The organism is Veillonella tobetsuensis, from assembly GCF_001078375.1.
GTDB lineage: Bacteria > Bacillota > Negativicutes > Veillonellales > Veillonellaceae > Veillonella > Veillonella tobetsuensis.
In genome coordinates this window covers 383,426-399,328 of sequence record NZ_BBXI01000009.1, presented here as the reverse complement: position 1 = coordinate 399,328, position 15,903 = coordinate 383,426, and the positions used below count along the sequence as shown (strand labels likewise).

At 35.3% G+C, this 15,903-nt stretch carries 20 protein-coding genes; all 20 read right to left on the bottom strand.

The window, feature by feature from the left end:
* Positions 1–17: 17 nt before the first annotated feature.
* Positions 18–1,682: a DNA repair protein RecN gene (gene recN / locus VEI_RS04730; RefSeq protein ID WP_059362503.1), complete on the bottom strand. Its 1,665-nt coding sequence runs from the start codon at positions 1,680–1,682 to the stop codon at positions 18–20.
* A 4-nt stretch (positions 1,683–1,686) separates the two neighbouring features.
* Positions 1,687–2,142 carry an arginine repressor gene (gene argR / locus VEI_RS04725; RefSeq protein WP_059362500.1) on the bottom strand — a complete coding sequence of 152 codons (456 nt, stop codon included), beginning with the start codon at positions 2,140–2,142 and terminating at the stop codon, positions 1,687–1,689.
* 346 nt (positions 2,143–2,488) lie between these two features.
* The gene (locus VEI_RS04720) at positions 2,489–3,064 is read right to left on the bottom strand and encodes a tRNA (mnm(5)s(2)U34)-methyltransferase (protein ID WP_059362497.1); all 576 of its coding nucleotides are present in this window, start codon (positions 3,062–3,064) and stop codon (positions 2,489–2,491) included.
* A gap of 15 nt (positions 3,065–3,079) precedes the next feature.
* Positions 3,080–3,964, bottom strand: coding sequence for an NAD(+)/NADH kinase (locus VEI_RS04715; protein ID WP_059362494.1), 885 nt, complete (start codon positions 3,962–3,964; stop codon positions 3,080–3,082).
* Positions 3,965–3,975: 11 nt separating this feature from the next.
* Positions 3,976–4,779 (bottom strand): TlyA family RNA methyltransferase, encoded by an 804-nt coding sequence (locus VEI_RS04710; RefSeq protein ID WP_059362492.1) that lies wholly within the window; start codon positions 4,777–4,779, stop codon positions 3,976–3,978.
* On the bottom strand, positions 4,776–5,261 hold the full coding sequence (locus VEI_RS04705; protein ID WP_059362489.1) for a divergent PAP2 family protein: 486 nt from the start codon (positions 5,259–5,261) through the stop codon (positions 4,776–4,778). The genes VEI_RS04710 and VEI_RS04705 overlap by 4 nt, the downstream gene beginning before the upstream one ends.
* A 20-nt stretch (positions 5,262–5,281) precedes the next feature.
* Positions 5,282–6,160, bottom strand: coding sequence for a polyprenyl synthetase family protein (locus VEI_RS04700; protein WP_059362485.1), 879 nt, complete (start codon positions 6,158–6,160; stop codon positions 5,282–5,284).
* Between the two features lie 5 nt (positions 6,161–6,165).
* Positions 6,166–6,372: an exodeoxyribonuclease VII small subunit gene (gene xseB / locus VEI_RS04695; protein WP_038123450.1), complete on the bottom strand. Its 207-nt coding sequence runs from the start codon at positions 6,370–6,372 to the stop codon at positions 6,166–6,168.
* On the bottom strand, positions 6,347–7,570 hold the full coding sequence (gene xseA / locus VEI_RS04690; RefSeq protein WP_059362482.1) for an exodeoxyribonuclease VII large subunit: 1,224 nt from the start codon (positions 7,568–7,570) through the stop codon (positions 6,347–6,349). The genes xseB and xseA overlap by 26 nt, the downstream gene beginning before the upstream one ends.
* A gap of 7 nt (positions 7,571–7,577) precedes the next feature.
* On the bottom strand, positions 7,578–8,516 hold the full coding sequence (locus VEI_RS04685) for a Kae1-like domain-containing protein (protein ID WP_059362479.1): 939 nt from the start codon (positions 8,514–8,516) through the stop codon (positions 7,578–7,580).
* On the bottom strand, positions 8,516–8,920 hold the full coding sequence (gene nusB, locus VEI_RS04680) for a transcription antitermination factor NusB (RefSeq protein ID WP_059362476.1): 405 nt from the start codon (positions 8,918–8,920) through the stop codon (positions 8,516–8,518). The genes VEI_RS04685 and nusB overlap by 1 nt, the downstream gene beginning before the upstream one ends.
* Positions 8,921–8,933: 13 nt before the next feature.
* Positions 8,934–9,305: an Asp23/Gls24 family envelope stress response protein gene (locus tag VEI_RS04675; RefSeq protein WP_059362473.1), complete on the bottom strand. Its 372-nt coding sequence runs from the start codon at positions 9,303–9,305 to the stop codon at positions 8,934–8,936.
* An 11-nt stretch (positions 9,306–9,316) separates the two neighbouring features.
* Complete coding sequence (locus VEI_RS04670) at positions 9,317–9,706, bottom strand: Asp23/Gls24 family envelope stress response protein (RefSeq protein WP_059362470.1); 390 nt, start codon at positions 9,704–9,706, stop codon at positions 9,317–9,319.
* A 130-nt stretch (positions 9,707–9,836) separates the two neighbouring features.
* Positions 9,837–10,394: an elongation factor P gene (gene efp / locus VEI_RS04665; protein WP_009352604.1), complete on the bottom strand. Its 558-nt coding sequence runs from the start codon at positions 10,392–10,394 to the stop codon at positions 9,837–9,839.
* A 15-nt stretch (positions 10,395–10,409) separates the two neighbouring features.
* Positions 10,410–11,483: a M24 family metallopeptidase gene (locus tag VEI_RS04660; RefSeq protein ID WP_059362467.1), complete on the bottom strand. Its 1,074-nt coding sequence runs from the start codon at positions 11,481–11,483 to the stop codon at positions 10,410–10,412.
* 70 nt (positions 11,484–11,553) lie between these two features.
* Positions 11,554–12,252, bottom strand: a complete 699-nt coding sequence (locus tag VEI_RS04655) for a pseudouridine synthase (protein ID WP_059362464.1) — start codon at positions 12,250–12,252, stop codon at positions 11,554–11,556.
* Positions 12,253–12,285: 33 nt separating this feature from the next.
* A complete protein-coding gene (gene cobC, locus VEI_RS04650) occupies positions 12,286–12,924 on the bottom strand; it encodes an alpha-ribazole phosphatase (RefSeq protein WP_059362461.1) in 639 nt (212 codons plus the stop codon).
* 9 nt (positions 12,925–12,933) lie between these two features.
* Positions 12,934–14,064: a pyridoxal phosphate-dependent aminotransferase gene (locus VEI_RS04645; RefSeq protein ID WP_059362459.1), complete on the bottom strand. Its 1,131-nt coding sequence runs from the start codon at positions 14,062–14,064 to the stop codon at positions 12,934–12,936.
* A gap of 14 nt (positions 14,065–14,078) precedes the next feature.
* Positions 14,079–14,957, bottom strand: a complete 879-nt coding sequence (locus tag VEI_RS04640; protein WP_059362456.1) for a GHMP family kinase ATP-binding protein — start codon at positions 14,955–14,957, stop codon at positions 14,079–14,081.
* A 54-nt stretch (positions 14,958–15,011) separates the two neighbouring features.
* On the bottom strand, positions 15,012–15,899 hold the full coding sequence (gene cobS, locus VEI_RS04635) for an adenosylcobinamide-GDP ribazoletransferase (protein ID WP_059362453.1): 888 nt from the start codon (positions 15,897–15,899) through the stop codon (positions 15,012–15,014).
* Positions 15,900–15,903: the final 4 nt, after the last annotated feature.

The following is a 15,903-nucleotide window of genomic DNA, read 5'->3' as shown; positions in this document are numbered from 1 at the left end:
AAATTATGCGTATTTAGTCAATGGAAATGGTCAATAAGTTCTTTTGCAGCTGCCAGAGCTGTGTTGGACATTCCTTTTCCAGACATCATGGAAGCTATTTGTGATAGACGTTCTTCATCATTTAATTGTGATAATGTAGATATTGTTCGCCCTTCATGTTCCTGTTTAGCAAGATGATAATGTTGTTTTGCTATGCTTGCAGTTTGAGGTAAATGTGTTATACAGAATACCTGATTTGTTTTAGATAAAGTCAATATTTTTTCTGCAACTTTTAATGCAATATCACCACTAATACCGACATCAATTTCATCGAATACAAGGGTCTTATGATTATCTGTACGGAATACAGATTTAAAAGCTAGTGCTATACGAGCTAATTCACCGCCAGAAGCCACTTTGTGTAGTGGTAATAATTGCTCACCTTTATTAGCTGAAAACAATAATTCGATAGATTTAGCGCCTAATGGTAAAAGGTCTTCGCTAGAATCAATATAGAAACGGATATCCCCTTTTTCCATGCCTAAATCTGCAAATTCAGTATGTAATTGTTTTGCAATTATAATGGCATTTTCTTGTCTAACAGTTGTAAGCTTAGTTAATGCTTTCTTAGCAATACTTTCTTTTTCCGCTAACAACTCCTCCAACTGAACTTGTTCACAAACTTCAGACTGTAGTTCCTCTAGGCGTTGTTGAGCTTTGTCTTCATAATTTAATATGTCCTGAACAGTATCACCATATTTCTTCTTTAAACCATAAATAGTAGAATCTCTATCTTGGCAATACGCATATCGTTCTTCATCATAGCTAATGGAATCTCTATATCGATCTAGTGATTGTGCAGCTTCCTCTAATTGAAAGTATGCAGAATTGACTAGTTCCGAAATCTCTTTAACCTCATCATCATATTTAACAAGATCATTTACTTCTACCTTTATAGCGTTCACCGTATCTAATAAAGGATGACGTCCGCTGTAAAATGCATCATAACATGAGCCAAGTACCTTATCGATATGGTCAAAGCTATCTAAACGTTTTAATTCTTCAGCGATGGCTTCGTCTTCACCAGGTTGTAAACCTGCTTCTTCTATTTCATCTATCTGAAAGCGTAGCATATCAAGCTCACGAGCACGCTCCGCCATATGTTCAGATAAATTATCTAATGCTTGCTTCGCTGCTTTATATTCTTTATAGGCTTCCTTATATTCTTGATAAGCTTTTAGCCCAACTTCATTATAACTATCTAGATATTCATGATGCGAATCTGGATTCAATAATTTTTGATTGCTATATTGGCCATGTATATCTGCTAATAACTGACCAATTTCTTTAAGTGCTTTTAAAGGAATTGGTTGATCATTAGCCAATATCATCGATTTACCAGAAGTATTAAAGGATCGAGATAAAATAAGTTGATCATCTTCTACTATAATATTTTTTGATTCTAATACATCTAATAAACTTTGGTGATTAGCAATGTCGAATATGCCATCTATAACAAAACTATCTTTACCATGACGAATAAACTCGCTACTAGCTCGTTCTCCTAGTAAGATACTGAAAGCATCCATTAATATGGATTTACCTGCCCCAGTTTCGCCGGTAAAGATAGTTATGCCATCTTTAAATGAAATATTCATTTGCTCAATCAACGCAAAGTTGCGAATGCTCATTTGCGTTAACATATAATTAATCCTTCATTAAATCTTGAATTCTTGTGAGAATTGCAGGTACATCTTCTTCAGAGCGGGCAATAAGTAAAATTGTATCATCCCCTGCTAGTGTACCAATCAATTCAGACCATTTAGCATGGTCAATTGAAAATGCTACAGATTGTGCTGAACCAGGAATCGTATGTAGCACGATTTGGTTAAGACTGTGATCAACCTTAATTAATGAATCTTGGAATAGTCTATTTATACGACTGCGTGAAAGAACCACATTTTCTTCTGGAGACAATGCATACCGATAATGTCCATCGCCAGTAGGAATTTTAATTAACATTAACTCTTTAATGTCACGAGAGACGGTAGCCTGTGTTACTTCAATGCCTTCTTGTAATAAAGCTGCTGCTAACTCTTCTTGTGTTTCAATCGCCTTAGACTGGACAATTTCCTTAATTTTGTTGTAGCGATAGCGTTTCATTTTGATCTCCCTTTTTTAAAACCTTGCACATAAAAGAGAATAGTATCTTTTCTACATTATTATACCATATATTCAAAATTAATATATGGTATATACCGTATATACCATACGTCTTATGCATATAATGAGAATGTTTTATATTTTTTAAAAAGAAAGCGAAAATACTACTTATAAAGGCACATAATATATGGTTCATCTATTTATACAGAATTTATAATTTATACATTTTTTTGTGCTATAAATAAATAAAAGACCCAATTATGGGTCTTTTATAGGTCATTATGCATTTTAAGTATAGCAGAATTATAGGAATATTATAAATTTTCTATACTGTAAGGAGTATATGCTAACGTTTTTGTATAATAAATAATTCAGGTGGATTATTTACTTGATTTAAAGGATGCCAATGACATACATTGAACTTATTTTGCTCTAATTCTGATAAGAAGAACTGTAATTCTTCCTTCTCATTCATTCCTTCTGGCGTACCAGGATAAGCAACAATTGTTATGGCCCCATCCTTGGCCAATTTAGGAAAGGCGTTTTTTAGTGCTTCTATGGTATGTTTTGGACGCGTTATAATTCGGTGATCCCCACCTGGCAAATACCCTAAATTAAAGATAATTAAATCTATGCTATTTTCTTTAATTGCTTCATGTAACGCAATATCATGAGAATTATGTAGGAATGTTATCGTCACATCAGATTGTAATGTCTTAGATGCTAATAATTTCCTACTAGCACCGATTGCTTGTTCTTGAATATCAATACCATAGAGATGACACTCTGCTTTAGCTCGTTGTGCTAAATATAGTAAATCGTGGCCATTGCCACATGTTGCATCCACTACAACAGAGGCGGATTTCATGATATGATCCCAAATGAGATGTTGAAATTGAACTGCATTGTTGATGTTAATCATATGCGTTCACACTCCTTATAATAACTCGTCCCTACGAGATGCCAATTTTTTAAATAATGTACCGAAGAAACATTGATCTTTGAAGCGAACAAATAAACAATATACAGGGTTAGATGAAATATGTAGAGTCTCTTTGTTTGTAAAAGAATAATCAAATGTTCCATCTATGCATATGTGCAATTTAGGTTCTCGTTCAGGCATAGTGACTTGAATCGTGTCATGCTCTTCTAACACCATCGAAATACCTTGAATTAAATGAGGCGCCACGGGTGTAATAATAATAGAACGATTATCAGGTTTCATAATGGGACCACCAGCAGATAAATTATACCCTGTTGAACCAGTAGCAGATGAAATGATAAGACCATCTGAAGGATACATTTGAGTATGTTGATTATTAACCGCTAAATTAATACGTGCCATTTTAGCAGGTTCTGCTCTTGTAATTACAACTTCATTGATAATTGGTACTAATTCTTCTTTAGAACCATCTTCTCTATCAATACAGGCATGTAAATGGCCTCTTTTTTCAATAGTATAATCACCTTGCGCAACGCGTTTAATGTGGCTTTGTAATTGATGTACTTCAATTTGATTTAAGAAGCCTAGCTCCCCTAAATTGATACCACATACAGGTATATTGTAAGAGAAGATTTGTCGTGCTAAATGAATGATGGTACCGTCACCACCAAAACTAAAAGCCACGTCAATATGTTTGAAAATTTCTGGCCTAGGAAGCACATGATCTTTAGGAATTTGTAACACTTTATAAGTATCAGGTCTTTCAAGATCATCTGGTAAATATACTTCTATTTGTTCTTCTCTACAGATGTGTGCAGCCATTTTTAAAACGGCCATTATTGTACTTTTGCCCATGTTAGGAAAAAAACCAATACGCATAAATCTATCTCCTATAACGCGTGAGCTTCATCGACAACTGCTGTAATTAATTCATCAGTTATTGATAATGCATCATCTTCAGATTTAGTAAAATAACCTAAAAATTCAATATTTCCCTCGGTTCCTTTGATTGGTGAGAATGTTAAACCATGTAAATAAAGTCGACAATCATAAGCAAATTGCAATATACGTTGTAGGACTTCTTCATGGACTAATCTATCACGAACAATACCACCTTTACCAACCTTTTCCTTTCCAGCTTCAAATTGTGGCTTTATGAGGGCTACAAGAGAACCTGTATCTTTTAATAAGGTTGTAGCAACAGGTAATACTTTATCAAGGGATATAAAGGCTACATCGATAGAGATAAAATCTACAAGTTCACCTAGTTGCTCAGGTGTAACAGTGCGTATATTTTGTTTTTCCATGTTGATAACTCGTTCATCTTGGCGTAATTTCCAAGCTAGTTGATTATATCCTACATCAATGGCAAACACTTTTGAAGCGCCATTTTGCAAAGCGCAATCAGTAAAACCACCAGTACTAGCACCAATATCAACCATAACTGCATCAGTTAAATCGATAGGATATATTTGAATAGCTTTTTCTAATTTTAAGCCACCGCGACTTACATATGGTAAGGTATTCCCTTTTACTGTAAGATTGGCATCAACAGGAACCTTTGTACCCGCTTTATCGATTCTTGTAGTATCCATAAAAATTTGACCAGCCATAATGGCAGCTTTTGCCTTTTCGCGGCTTTCAAATAATCCTCGATTTACAAGAAGAATATCTAAACGTTCTTTATTACTCATATTACACCATTATATACATAGAAATATTGAATATACGCAACCAGTATGCCTAGTATTAAACCACCAAATACTTCGATTGGTGTATGACCTAATAATTCTTTCAAGGCGATTTCACGACCTTTTAAGATGACCGGAATATTACGTTTGCTAAAATACTCTACAATTTGGTTTAAAATTTGAGCTTGTCTACCGGCCTCCCTACGTACACCAGATGCGTCATACATAACAACGATGGAGAATACAAGGGCTACTACAAATAAATCTGTAATACCATTATTTTTAAAATATAATGCAGTTGTCGTTGAAATAACAAAGGATGTATGAGAACTAGGAAATCCACCAGATCCTACAAGTCGTTCCAACCGTAATGTACGATAGCGAATTAATTGCCACAAGAATTTAATGGCTTGCGCGGAAAACCAGCCCCAAAATGCCGCTTGCGCTATATAATTATGACAAATTTCTTCAAAAATATGGTACATCTGACTTCATCCTTTAGATATTAATGTGTACGTTCCATTAAATAATCGATAATAGCACTTAATATTTCTGTATTATCTGTTAATGTCGATAGTGCCGAATGAGCATTTTGGGCGACCCTATGCGCTTCATTTTGAGCACCTTCTAGGCCTAATAAGGAAACATAAGTAGATTTGTCTTGACGCATATCACTACCAGGTGTTTTGCCCAACTCCTCTATAGTTCCTGTTACATCGAGAATATCATCTGTAATCTGGAATAGCAATCCTAAACAATTGGCATAGGTCATATAGGCTGTATACTTTTCTTTCTCAGCGTTAGATAAGATAAGGCCTAACTCTATTGCCGCATTAAAGAGCGCTCCCGTTTTACCACCATGTAAGACTTTTAATTCCTCAAGCGGTATATGTTTTCCCTCAGAAAGTAAATCGAATGCTTGACCGCCCACCATTCCTTCAGGGCCAGCTGCAGTAGCTAAGCATTGAATCGCTTTAATTTTTTGATTTGCTGATGCGGTTTTATTTTCAGAACAAAGTTGGAATGCATAGGTCAATAAACCATCACCAGCAAGAATTGCTAAACCGTCACCATATACTTTATGATTAGTTAAATTACCACGTCGATAATCATCATTATCCATAGCCGGTAGATCATCATGAACTAATGAATACGTATGAATGCATTCCAAAGCACAAAGGAACTCTTTATATAAGGAGGCATCCATATTCATAGATTCAAGTACAGCCTTTGTTAAAATGGGACGAATTCGTTTACCACCTTGTAATAAACTATAATTCATAGATTCATATAGGCGTTCGTATTCTGGTATGGGAGATTTTAATATGGTATTTAACCATTGTTCAATAGTTTGTTTGCTAGTCTCTAAATATGTTTTTAACATAGCCTTTATTCTCCAATGCGTACTTCTTCAATAATCTGTTGAATTTCGCCTTCCACAGAATCTAGCATATCTGCACATTCCTTAACTAAGGTTAATCCCTTTTTATACTGATTTAAGAGCTCTGACATAGATAATTCGCCATCATCTAATTGGCGAACTATATCTTCAAGAGCCTTATATTTTTTCTCATAACTTTTCAGTGATGCTGCCATTAGGTAGTACCTCCTCTACAACTGCATGTATAGAGCCATCGCTCAATGAAATGCTAAATGAATCACCTTTTGCTAAATATTGCACTGATTTTACAACATTGCCCTCTTTTTCTATCTTGGAGTATCCTTTCACCATTAAATGAAGTGGGTTTTGTAAGGACAATTCCTGTGTGATTAATGAAAGTTTATGTTTTTCCTGCTGTAGTCGCTGTGATGTAAGTGTTTGCATTTTTTCTTTATATGATTGCAATAAGGAGTTTTGCTTGTGAATCAATTGCAATGCAGGAAATCCAAGACGGCGATTAAAAATCGTACTTAATTCGATGCGTTTTTGTTGTAATGTTTGACTCATTACGTACTGAATATAATCAAATTTTTGTTGTAAATTCTGTTGCAATGTAGCTAATGGAAGTACAGCGATTTCCGCAGCATGACTCGGTGTAGCGCCACGTATATCAGCAGCATAATCTGCTAATGTATAATCGGTCTCATGCCCAACAGCAGATATAATTGGTGTTGATGAATTATATATAGCCTCAATTACTACTCTATCATTAAAGCACCATAAATCTTCCATTGATCCACCGCCACGACCGACGATAATTACGTCTACATCAGGGTCTTTATCAGCGGCCTCAATCCCTTTAGCTATAATGGGGCCAGCAGTTGAACCCTGTACAGGGACAGAAAATAATTTAAATTGCATAAGAGGATTTCTATGTTCACTAATATGTAAGATATCGTGTATAACGGCACCAGTTGGAGATGTAACAATACCGATACAACTAGATAAAACTGGTATAGGTTGTTTATGAGCATCATCAAAATAGCCTAACGCAGCCAACTCTCTTTGTAATGCATCAAATTCAAGCTGTAATGGGCTTTTAGAACCTACTTGCATATCCGTAGCGATAAGATTTAAACGTCCCATTTTATTGTAAAAATTAACAGATGCTTTGATAGTTACTAATAATCCATTTTGAAAAGAATTAGCCAGACCTTTGCTTTGTACCGTACTAGACCACATCGTCACATCAATAGATGATTCCTCATCTTTGAGTGTGAAGTATACATGCCCGCTACTATGACGTTTAGCATTGATAATAGTACCGCTAACATATACATTTTTAAGGAGATATTCTCTATCTATTGTTCGTTTTATTAAGTTATTTAATTGGGTAATACTTAATATATTCACGATATACCTACTCTTTTGATGCTAATAATGCTCCGTAGGCATTACCAGTAGCATTGTCGACGGAAAACTTAGGAGTTGCAAAGTAAACCTTTACATCATTTTTATTGCAGAAACCTTTAATACGATTTCGTAATATGGAATTACTCATAACACCACCTACTGCAACTAATGTTGATACTGGTGTATGTTCAAGATGATATGTCAATAATTTTTCTAAGGAGTTTCCTATACAACTAAAGAGTGCCTTACTTATAGATGCAGGAGCGACACCATTTCCTATATTGCGTAATGCCGCACTACAAGGACCAGCAAAGCTAATCCATCCATCTTTAACTGATGAAGGTAATGGATCATATGTATCCGTTTGTAACGCAAGTCGTTCTAATTCCTTGCCACAAGGAAATTGTAAGCCCAACGCAACACCGACGCGATCAACAAATTGTCCACCTTGCAAATCGTTAGAGCCACCGATGATAGAACTTTCAAAAACACCTTTACCTTTATATTCTGTTAGCACAAGTTCTGTTGTACCACCGGAAAGATGCAAGGCATAGAATGGTTGATCTGGGATAGATCCTATGTCACGCAATGCTGCCAATATATGATTTTCTTGATGGGAAAACTCGTACATTGGTACTTTCATCATATGGCTTAGCGCACGACCAAAACTATGACCTACAAGAAAAGCTGGCATATAAGAATCATCAGCCCGTCTAGGAAAGGCACTGACACCAATTCCCGATAACGGAACTTGAACTAACTCTTCTATAAGACGAGGTAGTACCTTTGTATGTTGAAATACCATATTAGACTGTTGAAGGCCTTTCATACCAGATTTGACGTCCAAAATTTTACGAGCTTCCCCTACAATATTTAGTTCATCATCAATGATGGCACAGCTCGTCGTATAGCAGCTTGTGTCGATTCCTAGAAAGTATTGTTTCATTATTTACTCTTGTTATAAGCGTCTAGAATAGCATTAATTAATTTGTAAGATGCATCAGAACCAAAAGATTTTGCTAATTGTACAGCTTCATTGATTACGATAGACGGAGATACATCTTCACTATTATAATTGAGCTCCCATATAGCAAGACGTAAAATAGCGCGGTCTACCTTATCCATAAGTTCTAATTTACGTTTTGTGCAAAATGGATTAAGTATTGTATCGATTTCTTCTGTATGGGCTAATACACCGTCAATCATTTGATTTGCATAAGCAATATCCATAGATAGAGTTACTTCGCCTTCAGGGAAGATTACATCATCGTTACAAGTGTGAAATTCATTAGCGTATAGCACTTGGAATGCATATTGACGTGCTTCACGTCGATTTCTCTTTTTAGACATGTTGTTTCCTCTATTATTCTTTCACAATTCCTTCAATATGTACATCAACCTTTACATTATCAAGATCGAGCGTGTTCTTTAAGGTTTGTTTAATTTCAGATTGTAATTGTTTTGCTATATCTATTACATTGTAGCCATATAAAACACGGATATAAATATTGATTTCCAAAAATCCTTTTCTATGTTTTACATTGATACCAGGTAGATTTTTTTGACCAAATGCATTTGTAATACCATCTACAATCTCATCATATAAGCGAGGGCTTAAAGAATGAATACCAGGAATTGTGCTAAGTGGTTTGATAGCAACATCGATAATCACCGAATCAGCAATATCAACAGTTGCTGTATCTAAACCATAATTTAATTTATCGTCTTGGCTCATAGGTCCTCCTATTATTCTTCACCTTGAGATGTATCAGGTGTAAAATCATCAAAAATAATATCTTGGACTACGATATCAATAGTTTCAACATCTATTTCCGTATAATTAACGAGCGCCGTTTTAATTCGTTCTTGTAAACGAAGGGCAATATCTGGTATGCGATAGCCATAGGATATACTTACGTACAATGTTACGGAAAGAGCCCCTTCATCATTGAAGGAAATTTTTACACCTTCATGGGCGTTTTTACGTCCAAAAAATGTATTTACACCGTCATTAAAGGTAGAGCTCATATGATGAATCCCTTTTGTATCCAATGCGGTCATACTAACAATAGTAGCGTATACATCGTCAGCAATTTTAATTTTACCCGTTTCTAACTCAGTTATTTTCTTAGTCATATAGGCCTCTTTCAAAAAGAGCACCTGTCCCTATATAATGACATAGACGACAAGTGCTCAGCTCAACAAAGATATATGGGGGACTATATTACATTTAAAAGATCTGGCCCACTATATCAATGAAATAGTTTTAGGCACGTTCGATGTATTGACCTGTACGTGTATCAATACGAAGTACATCGTCTACTTCAATGAAGAGAGGTACTTTTACAGTGTAGCCTGTTTCTAATACTGCTGGTTTGTTACCACCAGTAGCAGTATCACCACGGATACCAGGATCTGTTTCAACAACGCGAAGTTCTACAGCTACAGGTAAGTCAAGACCGATAACGATACCTTGGAAGAACATGATGGATACTTCCATATTTTCAAGAAGGAAGTTTTTAGCTTCCCCTAATTGTTCAAGGGTAAGTTCAACTTGGTCATAAGTTTCGTTATCCATGAATGTATAAGCACCATCAGACTCGTATAAGTATTGCATACGACGACGATCAACGTGTGCTTTTGGCACTTTTTCACCGGCATTAAATGTACGTTCTACTACGGAACCTGTTTGCAAGTTTTTCATTTTAGTACGTACGAATGCAGCACCTTTGCCTGGTTTAACGTGTTGGAAATCAACTACTTGCCATACATTACCGTCGATTTCAACGGTTACACCTGGGCGGAAATCATTACTGGAAATCATCTAACTCTTCTCCTTCTAAATACCTATTTCAATTAACTCTTTTGGACTATGTGTTAATACTTCACAGCCATTAGCCTTAACAATAACACTATCCTCTATTCTCAATCCGATTTCACCAGAAAGATATATGCCTGGTTCTACCGTAATGATCATATTTTCGGAAAATACCGTGTTGGATTTCGGGTTGGCCACAGGTTCCTCATGAATTTCTAATCCTACACCATGCCCTGTACCGTGATTAAATTCCTTGGTATATCCATTATCTCGTATATAGTTACGACATACTGCATCGAGCTCTTTGCCTGTAATTCCAGCACGAACAGCTGCAACACCTCGTTTTTGTGCTTCTAAAACAATAGTATACAGTTTTTTCTGTAATTCTGATGCGGGCCCCATAACGATTGTTCTCGTCATATCTGAATGAAAGCCTTTATAAACAGCACCAAAGTCAAAGGTAACAAAATCACCGGCTTCAATAACCTTATCACTAGCCACACCATGTGGCATGCTAGACCGATTGCCAGATGCAACAATAGTAGCAAATGATGGTTCCTCAGAACCACATTTTAACATTTCTGTTTCTAAGATGATACGTGCTTCGTTTTCGGTCATCCCCACCTTTAATTGTGGTAAAAGTGCAGCAAAAGCTTCATCACCAATCTTAGCTGCTTTACGCATCAATTCTAATTCGTCTTCACGTTTCACCGCGCGTAGTGTTGCAAAGTTAAGAGACGTGAAATTAAAGCGTTCATCTAACGTATCACATAAAGATTCATAGGTATCTACAGGCATATATTTTCCTTCTATACCAAAGAGGCCTTCATGGATGTGATTGTCATTAAAAATATCAACAAGAGTATCCATAACAGTTGTTTCGTATTGAATAACCGTATATCCTTCACATTGCTTTGTTGCTTGCTCTGTATATCTAAAATCGGTAATCATAAAGGCCTGATCTTGTGTGACAATAGCAAAACCTGTAGTACCAGTAAAGCTAGCAAAATAATGTAAATTGGTTGGACTGATTAAAATAACACCTGTTAACTCTTGTTCTTTAATATACTGTTGTAGCTGATTTAAACCATTCATAATCATGCTCCTAGTCTATAAAGTACACTTTATAATACCATAAAATACCTATATTGGGTAGATTTTCATGCTATTTTTTAAAGTCTGCTATTTCTTGGTCACCAATTTCTAAGTATGTATTAATTTCTTCAATTCCACTTAGTGTAATATGGCCTACTGACAATCTTTTTAAATACGTTACTTCACCACCTGCAGCCCCTATCATACGTTTTACTTGATGATATTTGCCTTCTTCGATGGTTATTTCTAGCGATTTATCTGATAGGATATTGATCGTAGCAGGTTTACATTGTATTCCATCGCCTAGAACTATACCGACTGATATGCGTTCTAGGCCCTCTTTAGATAGTATTCCATGAAACTCAACATAATAAACCTTAGGTACATGTTTATGCCCATTGATAATCGAATGAGCCCATACTCCATCATTAGTGAGCAATAATAGACCTTCTGTATCTTTATCTAGACGACCAACGGGAAATACGCCCATTTTTTTAAATTCAGGAGGTAATAAATCCATTACTACAGGATGAGACCTATCTTCTACTGCCGTTATATATCCAGCAGGCTTGTGAAACTTAATATAATATAGTTGTTTTGTAGATATTTGTGAGCCGTCAACCGCTATAGTATCTGTATCAATATTTATAGGATAATCCTTTTTCACCACAATGATATCATTCACGGTAACACGTCTATCTTTGATGATTTGATGAACTTCTTTGCGACTACCAAAGGCCTTGTTGGCTAATAGTTTATCTAAACGCATTTAAGATTCCTTTCTTCTATTTGAAAGAAGCTATTATACATGTCCTCTTAAATTATCTACATGAGCTGTATCATTGAGCAAGTTTAAAATATTGTGATCTGATTCACCCATACCATTATAAAACACGCGATTAATGGCTGTATTTCCTTGGCTGAAATTCCAACAATGACTGATGGAGATATCGAGTAATTTACATAATATAGTACGTATTGTACCACCATGACAAGTAATTAAAATAGTTTCATCTTCATTATTTTCATTTAGAAAATCAGATACTGCACTCCAAGCACGATCTTGCACCTCTTGAAAGCTTTCACCATTAGGCACCTTTACAATATCAGGGCGACGATACATTTGATCAATAAGGCCAGGCCAACGTTCTTCTATTTCAGTAAAAAGAAGCTTTTCCCAATCGCCAAAATTAATTTCACGTAATCGTTCATCTGTTTTAATCTCTAGTTGTCGATTTCCACGAATCGTTTCAGCCGTTACAAGAGCTCTTGATAGATCACTAGAAAGAATGCGATCAAAATGAATATCCTTTAAGGCATTACCACAAGCTTTGGCCTGTGCAATACCGTTTTCATTAAGTGGCACATTTGTAATACCTTGGTATCGACCAATCTTATTCCACTCGGTTTCTCCATGTCTAACAATATATAATGTTTTCATTTTTAATCCTTATTTCTCAAAAATGGCAGATAGTAAACGAATAAGTTCTACGTTATGGTTGTGATCTTTTATGGCAATCCTCATCCATTGCGCACCTAAACCATTATAGTTGGCACAATTGCGTATCAACACATTATGTTTCTCTAGATTTCTTTGCACATTATCAACTGTTATAGTAGGATTTTTGATTTCAATCAATATATAATTAGCCGATGGCTTATATACAATCAAATCATCTATAGCAGATAGCGATTTATACATAAACTCAGATTCGTTGGCCAATAGATCTTTCGTATTCTTGATGTAGTTGGTATCATTCATGGCAGCTGTAATATAAGCCTGTGATAAGGTATTAACAGACCATGAAGGAATATAGGCACTTAATTTTTTGATAAGTGATGGATTAGCAAAGGCTGCACCTATACGAAGCCCAGGAACAGCATAAAATTTTGTAAAAGAATGGATAATAATTACGTTGTCATGATGATAAATAAGACTTCGCATAGAATAACTATTATCACAAAGTGAATCATTTCCAATAAAATCGATAAAAGATTCGTCTATAACTAATAAACTGTTTGCATCATGCAACATGTTAGCCAGTTTATCAATATATTTTTTATCGAGTAATGTACCATCTGGATTATTCGGATTTCCTAAGAAAACAATGATACGCCCATCCTGCCCCTTTAATTTAGCAGCAAATGTTTGTAACGCCAAATAAGGTATTTCAAAATACGGGGTACCCTTTTCATCTTGCCGTTGGCGATAAAAAATATCTCGCACAGGAATACTGGCTGCATCCATAGAATTACGATATTCTGAAAATCCTGGTGCAGGTACAAAGGAGCCTGTAAATTCAGGTAATCGACCTATGGCATATAATAACTCCGCCGCACCATTACCGATGAGAATGGAATCCTTATTTACACCATATACGTCTGCTACTGCATTTAGTACATCATCATTAGTAGGGTCTGGATAATGTGAAATATAATCTAAGCGCTTATTAAGTGATTCTAATCCCTTTTGACTAGGTCCTAATGGATTAATATTGGCACTAAAATCACATACATCCGATGGATTAATATGATGTTCGTGGGCAAATTTAAAGATATTACCGCCATGTGTATCTGGCATATAAGGATCCTCCTTTATCGTTTTATATATGTTAAACCTTCATTTGTAGTTTCCACAGTATCAATATATTGTAAAGTTGGTAATTTCTTTTCAATATAGCGTCTACAATCCTCTACTGCATTATGATCATTAGGAAATAACAAGCCCATTATCGTGCCGCTATGGGCGATAATTGTGCCTACACTTTGGAATGCATTACCTATATCATGGAACTCATATAAATTAGGCTTATATAAAATTCTTTGATTAGCAAAAGCACTTAAAGTTGCGGCTTGGCCTATTAAAGTAATGTCATGTGATTCTAAACCCTTAGTAAAGAGTTCTAAAGCTTCCTTTATAATAGGTTCTTTTTCTTGAATTTTCTGAAATAAATCTTTTTGTTTATTAAATGATACGGTATCAACAATGCCACCTTCATCAAAAATAAGAATTTTCAAAGGTGGACACATACCCATGAAATTACAAATCGATCCATTTATATAGTCAAATTGAGTTATACCAGGATAAAAAGAAGCATCTGTAGGTTCTACGGATAAACAAATCATTTCTAATTCTTTAGGCGTTAAAGTTATATTTAGAGATAATGCAGTCGCCATAGCTGCTACAGCAATATCAGCTGAACTAGAGGCCATCCCCTTACCTTGTATAATATCAGAACGAACATAAATAGATGTACTATCCTGATTCGCTATCGATAAAGTGTCTTTTACCAGTCTACAAGCTTTGCTTGCCTTCGGCTGTAAGGAGCAATAATAGTGTGGTAATGGATGTGTTACTTGGCTAAGTGCATAGGAATATCGGTTAATTGGACAGGTCACGAGAAATGATTGTCCATCAATTGCGCCTTGAATAAATTCCCCACATGTGCCAGGTGCACGAACATAATAAGTCACTAATTCCTCCTTACAATTTAGAATCAATAATAATTACTTAATTATTCGTAGATATTAAAAAATAGGTCCTTTTAAAAAGGTCGATAAAAATGTCAAAGTGATAATATAGACTAAAATTAATAGAACCTCTGTTAGTTCTACGACAAAACCATATGTATCTCCTGTAGTACCACCTAATTGTTTAACAATATAATGGTTGAGAATACGATTAATAATATAGCTGATTATCATAGAAAATATATTGATTTCCATTAAACCAATGCAGGTATATGCTAATCCGAACATAGCCATATTAAACGGTATGAATGGGATGGAAAAAATGCTTGTAACACCCAATGTTAGTGCATATAAGAATGCTAAAATTATACAAATAATTAGAGGCATACATAGTGTAGAAATTGTACTCCAAGTAATGACGTGTTTTGGTGCATACTCTGCAAAGGCTTGCCCCATTCCACTTTTACGTGCATATGGATAGGATCGAATGCTTAAGATTAATGTATAGCGACTCATTAGTGGCATCATAATAAGAATGATTGGAATAAATTCGGGCATAGGAATGGATGTTAATAATTGCCATTTAAGGAGTGTAACAAAAACAAATGCTACTACACCAAAGGATCCTATACGACTATCCTTCATTATTTCTAATTTTTTCTCACGCTCACGGCCAGAAAATAGGCCATCGCTGGTATCCATTAATCCATCAGCATGCAATCCACCAGTAAATAGAAATTCGCTAATAACAATGAATAACATTAATGGTACAGGCGCTAAAAATTGGGAAAATATAAAGTAAATGATAGTTAAAAATATACCTATGATTAAACCTATATAAGGAAATGTAGCAACAGACTTCCCAAAATCCTCCATGGTCCATTCTGTTTGATTTACTATTTTAAGTCTAGTTAGAAATTGCAAAGCAATAAAGAAAGGTGTCATGTGT

Bases quoted from the DNA above. Each gene is read 5' to 3' on its own strand.
- recN (WP_059362503.1), bottom strand. From the start codon at position 1,682: ATGTTAACGCAAATGAGCATTCGCAACTTTGCGTTGATTGAGCAAATG.
- argR (WP_059362500.1), bottom strand. From the start codon at position 2,142: ATGAAACGCTATCGCTACAACAAAATTAAGGAAATTGTCCAGTCTAAG.
- VEI_RS04720 (WP_059362497.1), bottom strand. From the start codon at position 3,064: ATGATTAACATCAACAATGCAGTTCAATTTCAACATCTCATTTGGGAT.
- VEI_RS04715 (WP_059362494.1), bottom strand. From the start codon at position 3,964: ATGCGTATTGGTTTTTTTCCTAACATGGGCAAAAGTACAATAATGGCC.
- VEI_RS04710 (WP_059362492.1), bottom strand. From the start codon at position 4,779: ATGAGTAATAAAGAACGTTTAGATATTCTTCTTGTAAATCGAGGATTA.
- VEI_RS04705 (WP_059362489.1), bottom strand. From the start codon at position 5,261: ATGTACCATATTTTTGAAGAAATTTGTCATAATTATATAGCGCAAGCG.
- VEI_RS04700 (WP_059362485.1), bottom strand. From the start codon at position 6,160: ATGTTAAAAACATATTTAGAGACTAGCAAACAAACTATTGAACAATGG.
- xseB (WP_038123450.1), bottom strand. From the start codon at position 6,372: ATGGCAGCATCACTGAAAAGTTATGAGAAAAAATATAAGGCTCTTGAA.
- VEI_RS04685 (WP_059362479.1), bottom strand. From the start codon at position 8,516: ATGAAACAATACTTTCTAGGAATCGACACAAGCTGCTATACGACGAGC.
- nusB (WP_059362476.1), bottom strand. From the start codon at position 8,920: ATGTCTAAAAAGAGAAATCGACGTGAAGCACGTCAATATGCATTCCAA.
- VEI_RS04675 (WP_059362473.1), bottom strand. From the start codon at position 9,305: ATGAGCCAAGACGATAAATTAAATTATGGTTTAGATACAGCAACTGTT.
- VEI_RS04670 (WP_059362470.1), bottom strand. From the start codon at position 9,706: ATGACTAAGAAAATAACTGAGTTAGAAACGGGTAAAATTAAAATTGCT.
- efp (WP_009352604.1), bottom strand. From the start codon at position 10,394: ATGATTTCCAGTAATGATTTCCGCCCAGGTGTAACCGTTGAAATCGAC.
- VEI_RS04660 (WP_059362467.1), bottom strand. From the start codon at position 11,483: ATGAATGGTTTAAATCAGCTACAACAGTATATTAAAGAACAAGAGTTA.
- VEI_RS04655 (WP_059362464.1), bottom strand. From the start codon at position 12,252: ATGCGTTTAGATAAACTATTAGCCAACAAGGCCTTTGGTAGTCGCAAA.
- cobC (WP_059362461.1), bottom strand. From the start codon at position 12,924: ATGAAAACATTATATATTGTTAGACATGGAGAAACCGAGTGGAATAAG.
- VEI_RS04645 (WP_059362459.1), bottom strand. From the start codon at position 14,064: ATGCCAGATACACATGGCGGTAATATCTTTAAATTTGCCCACGAACAT.
- cobS (WP_059362453.1), bottom strand. From the start codon at position 15,899: ATGACACCTTTCTTTATTGCTTTGCAATTTCTAACTAGACTTAAAATA.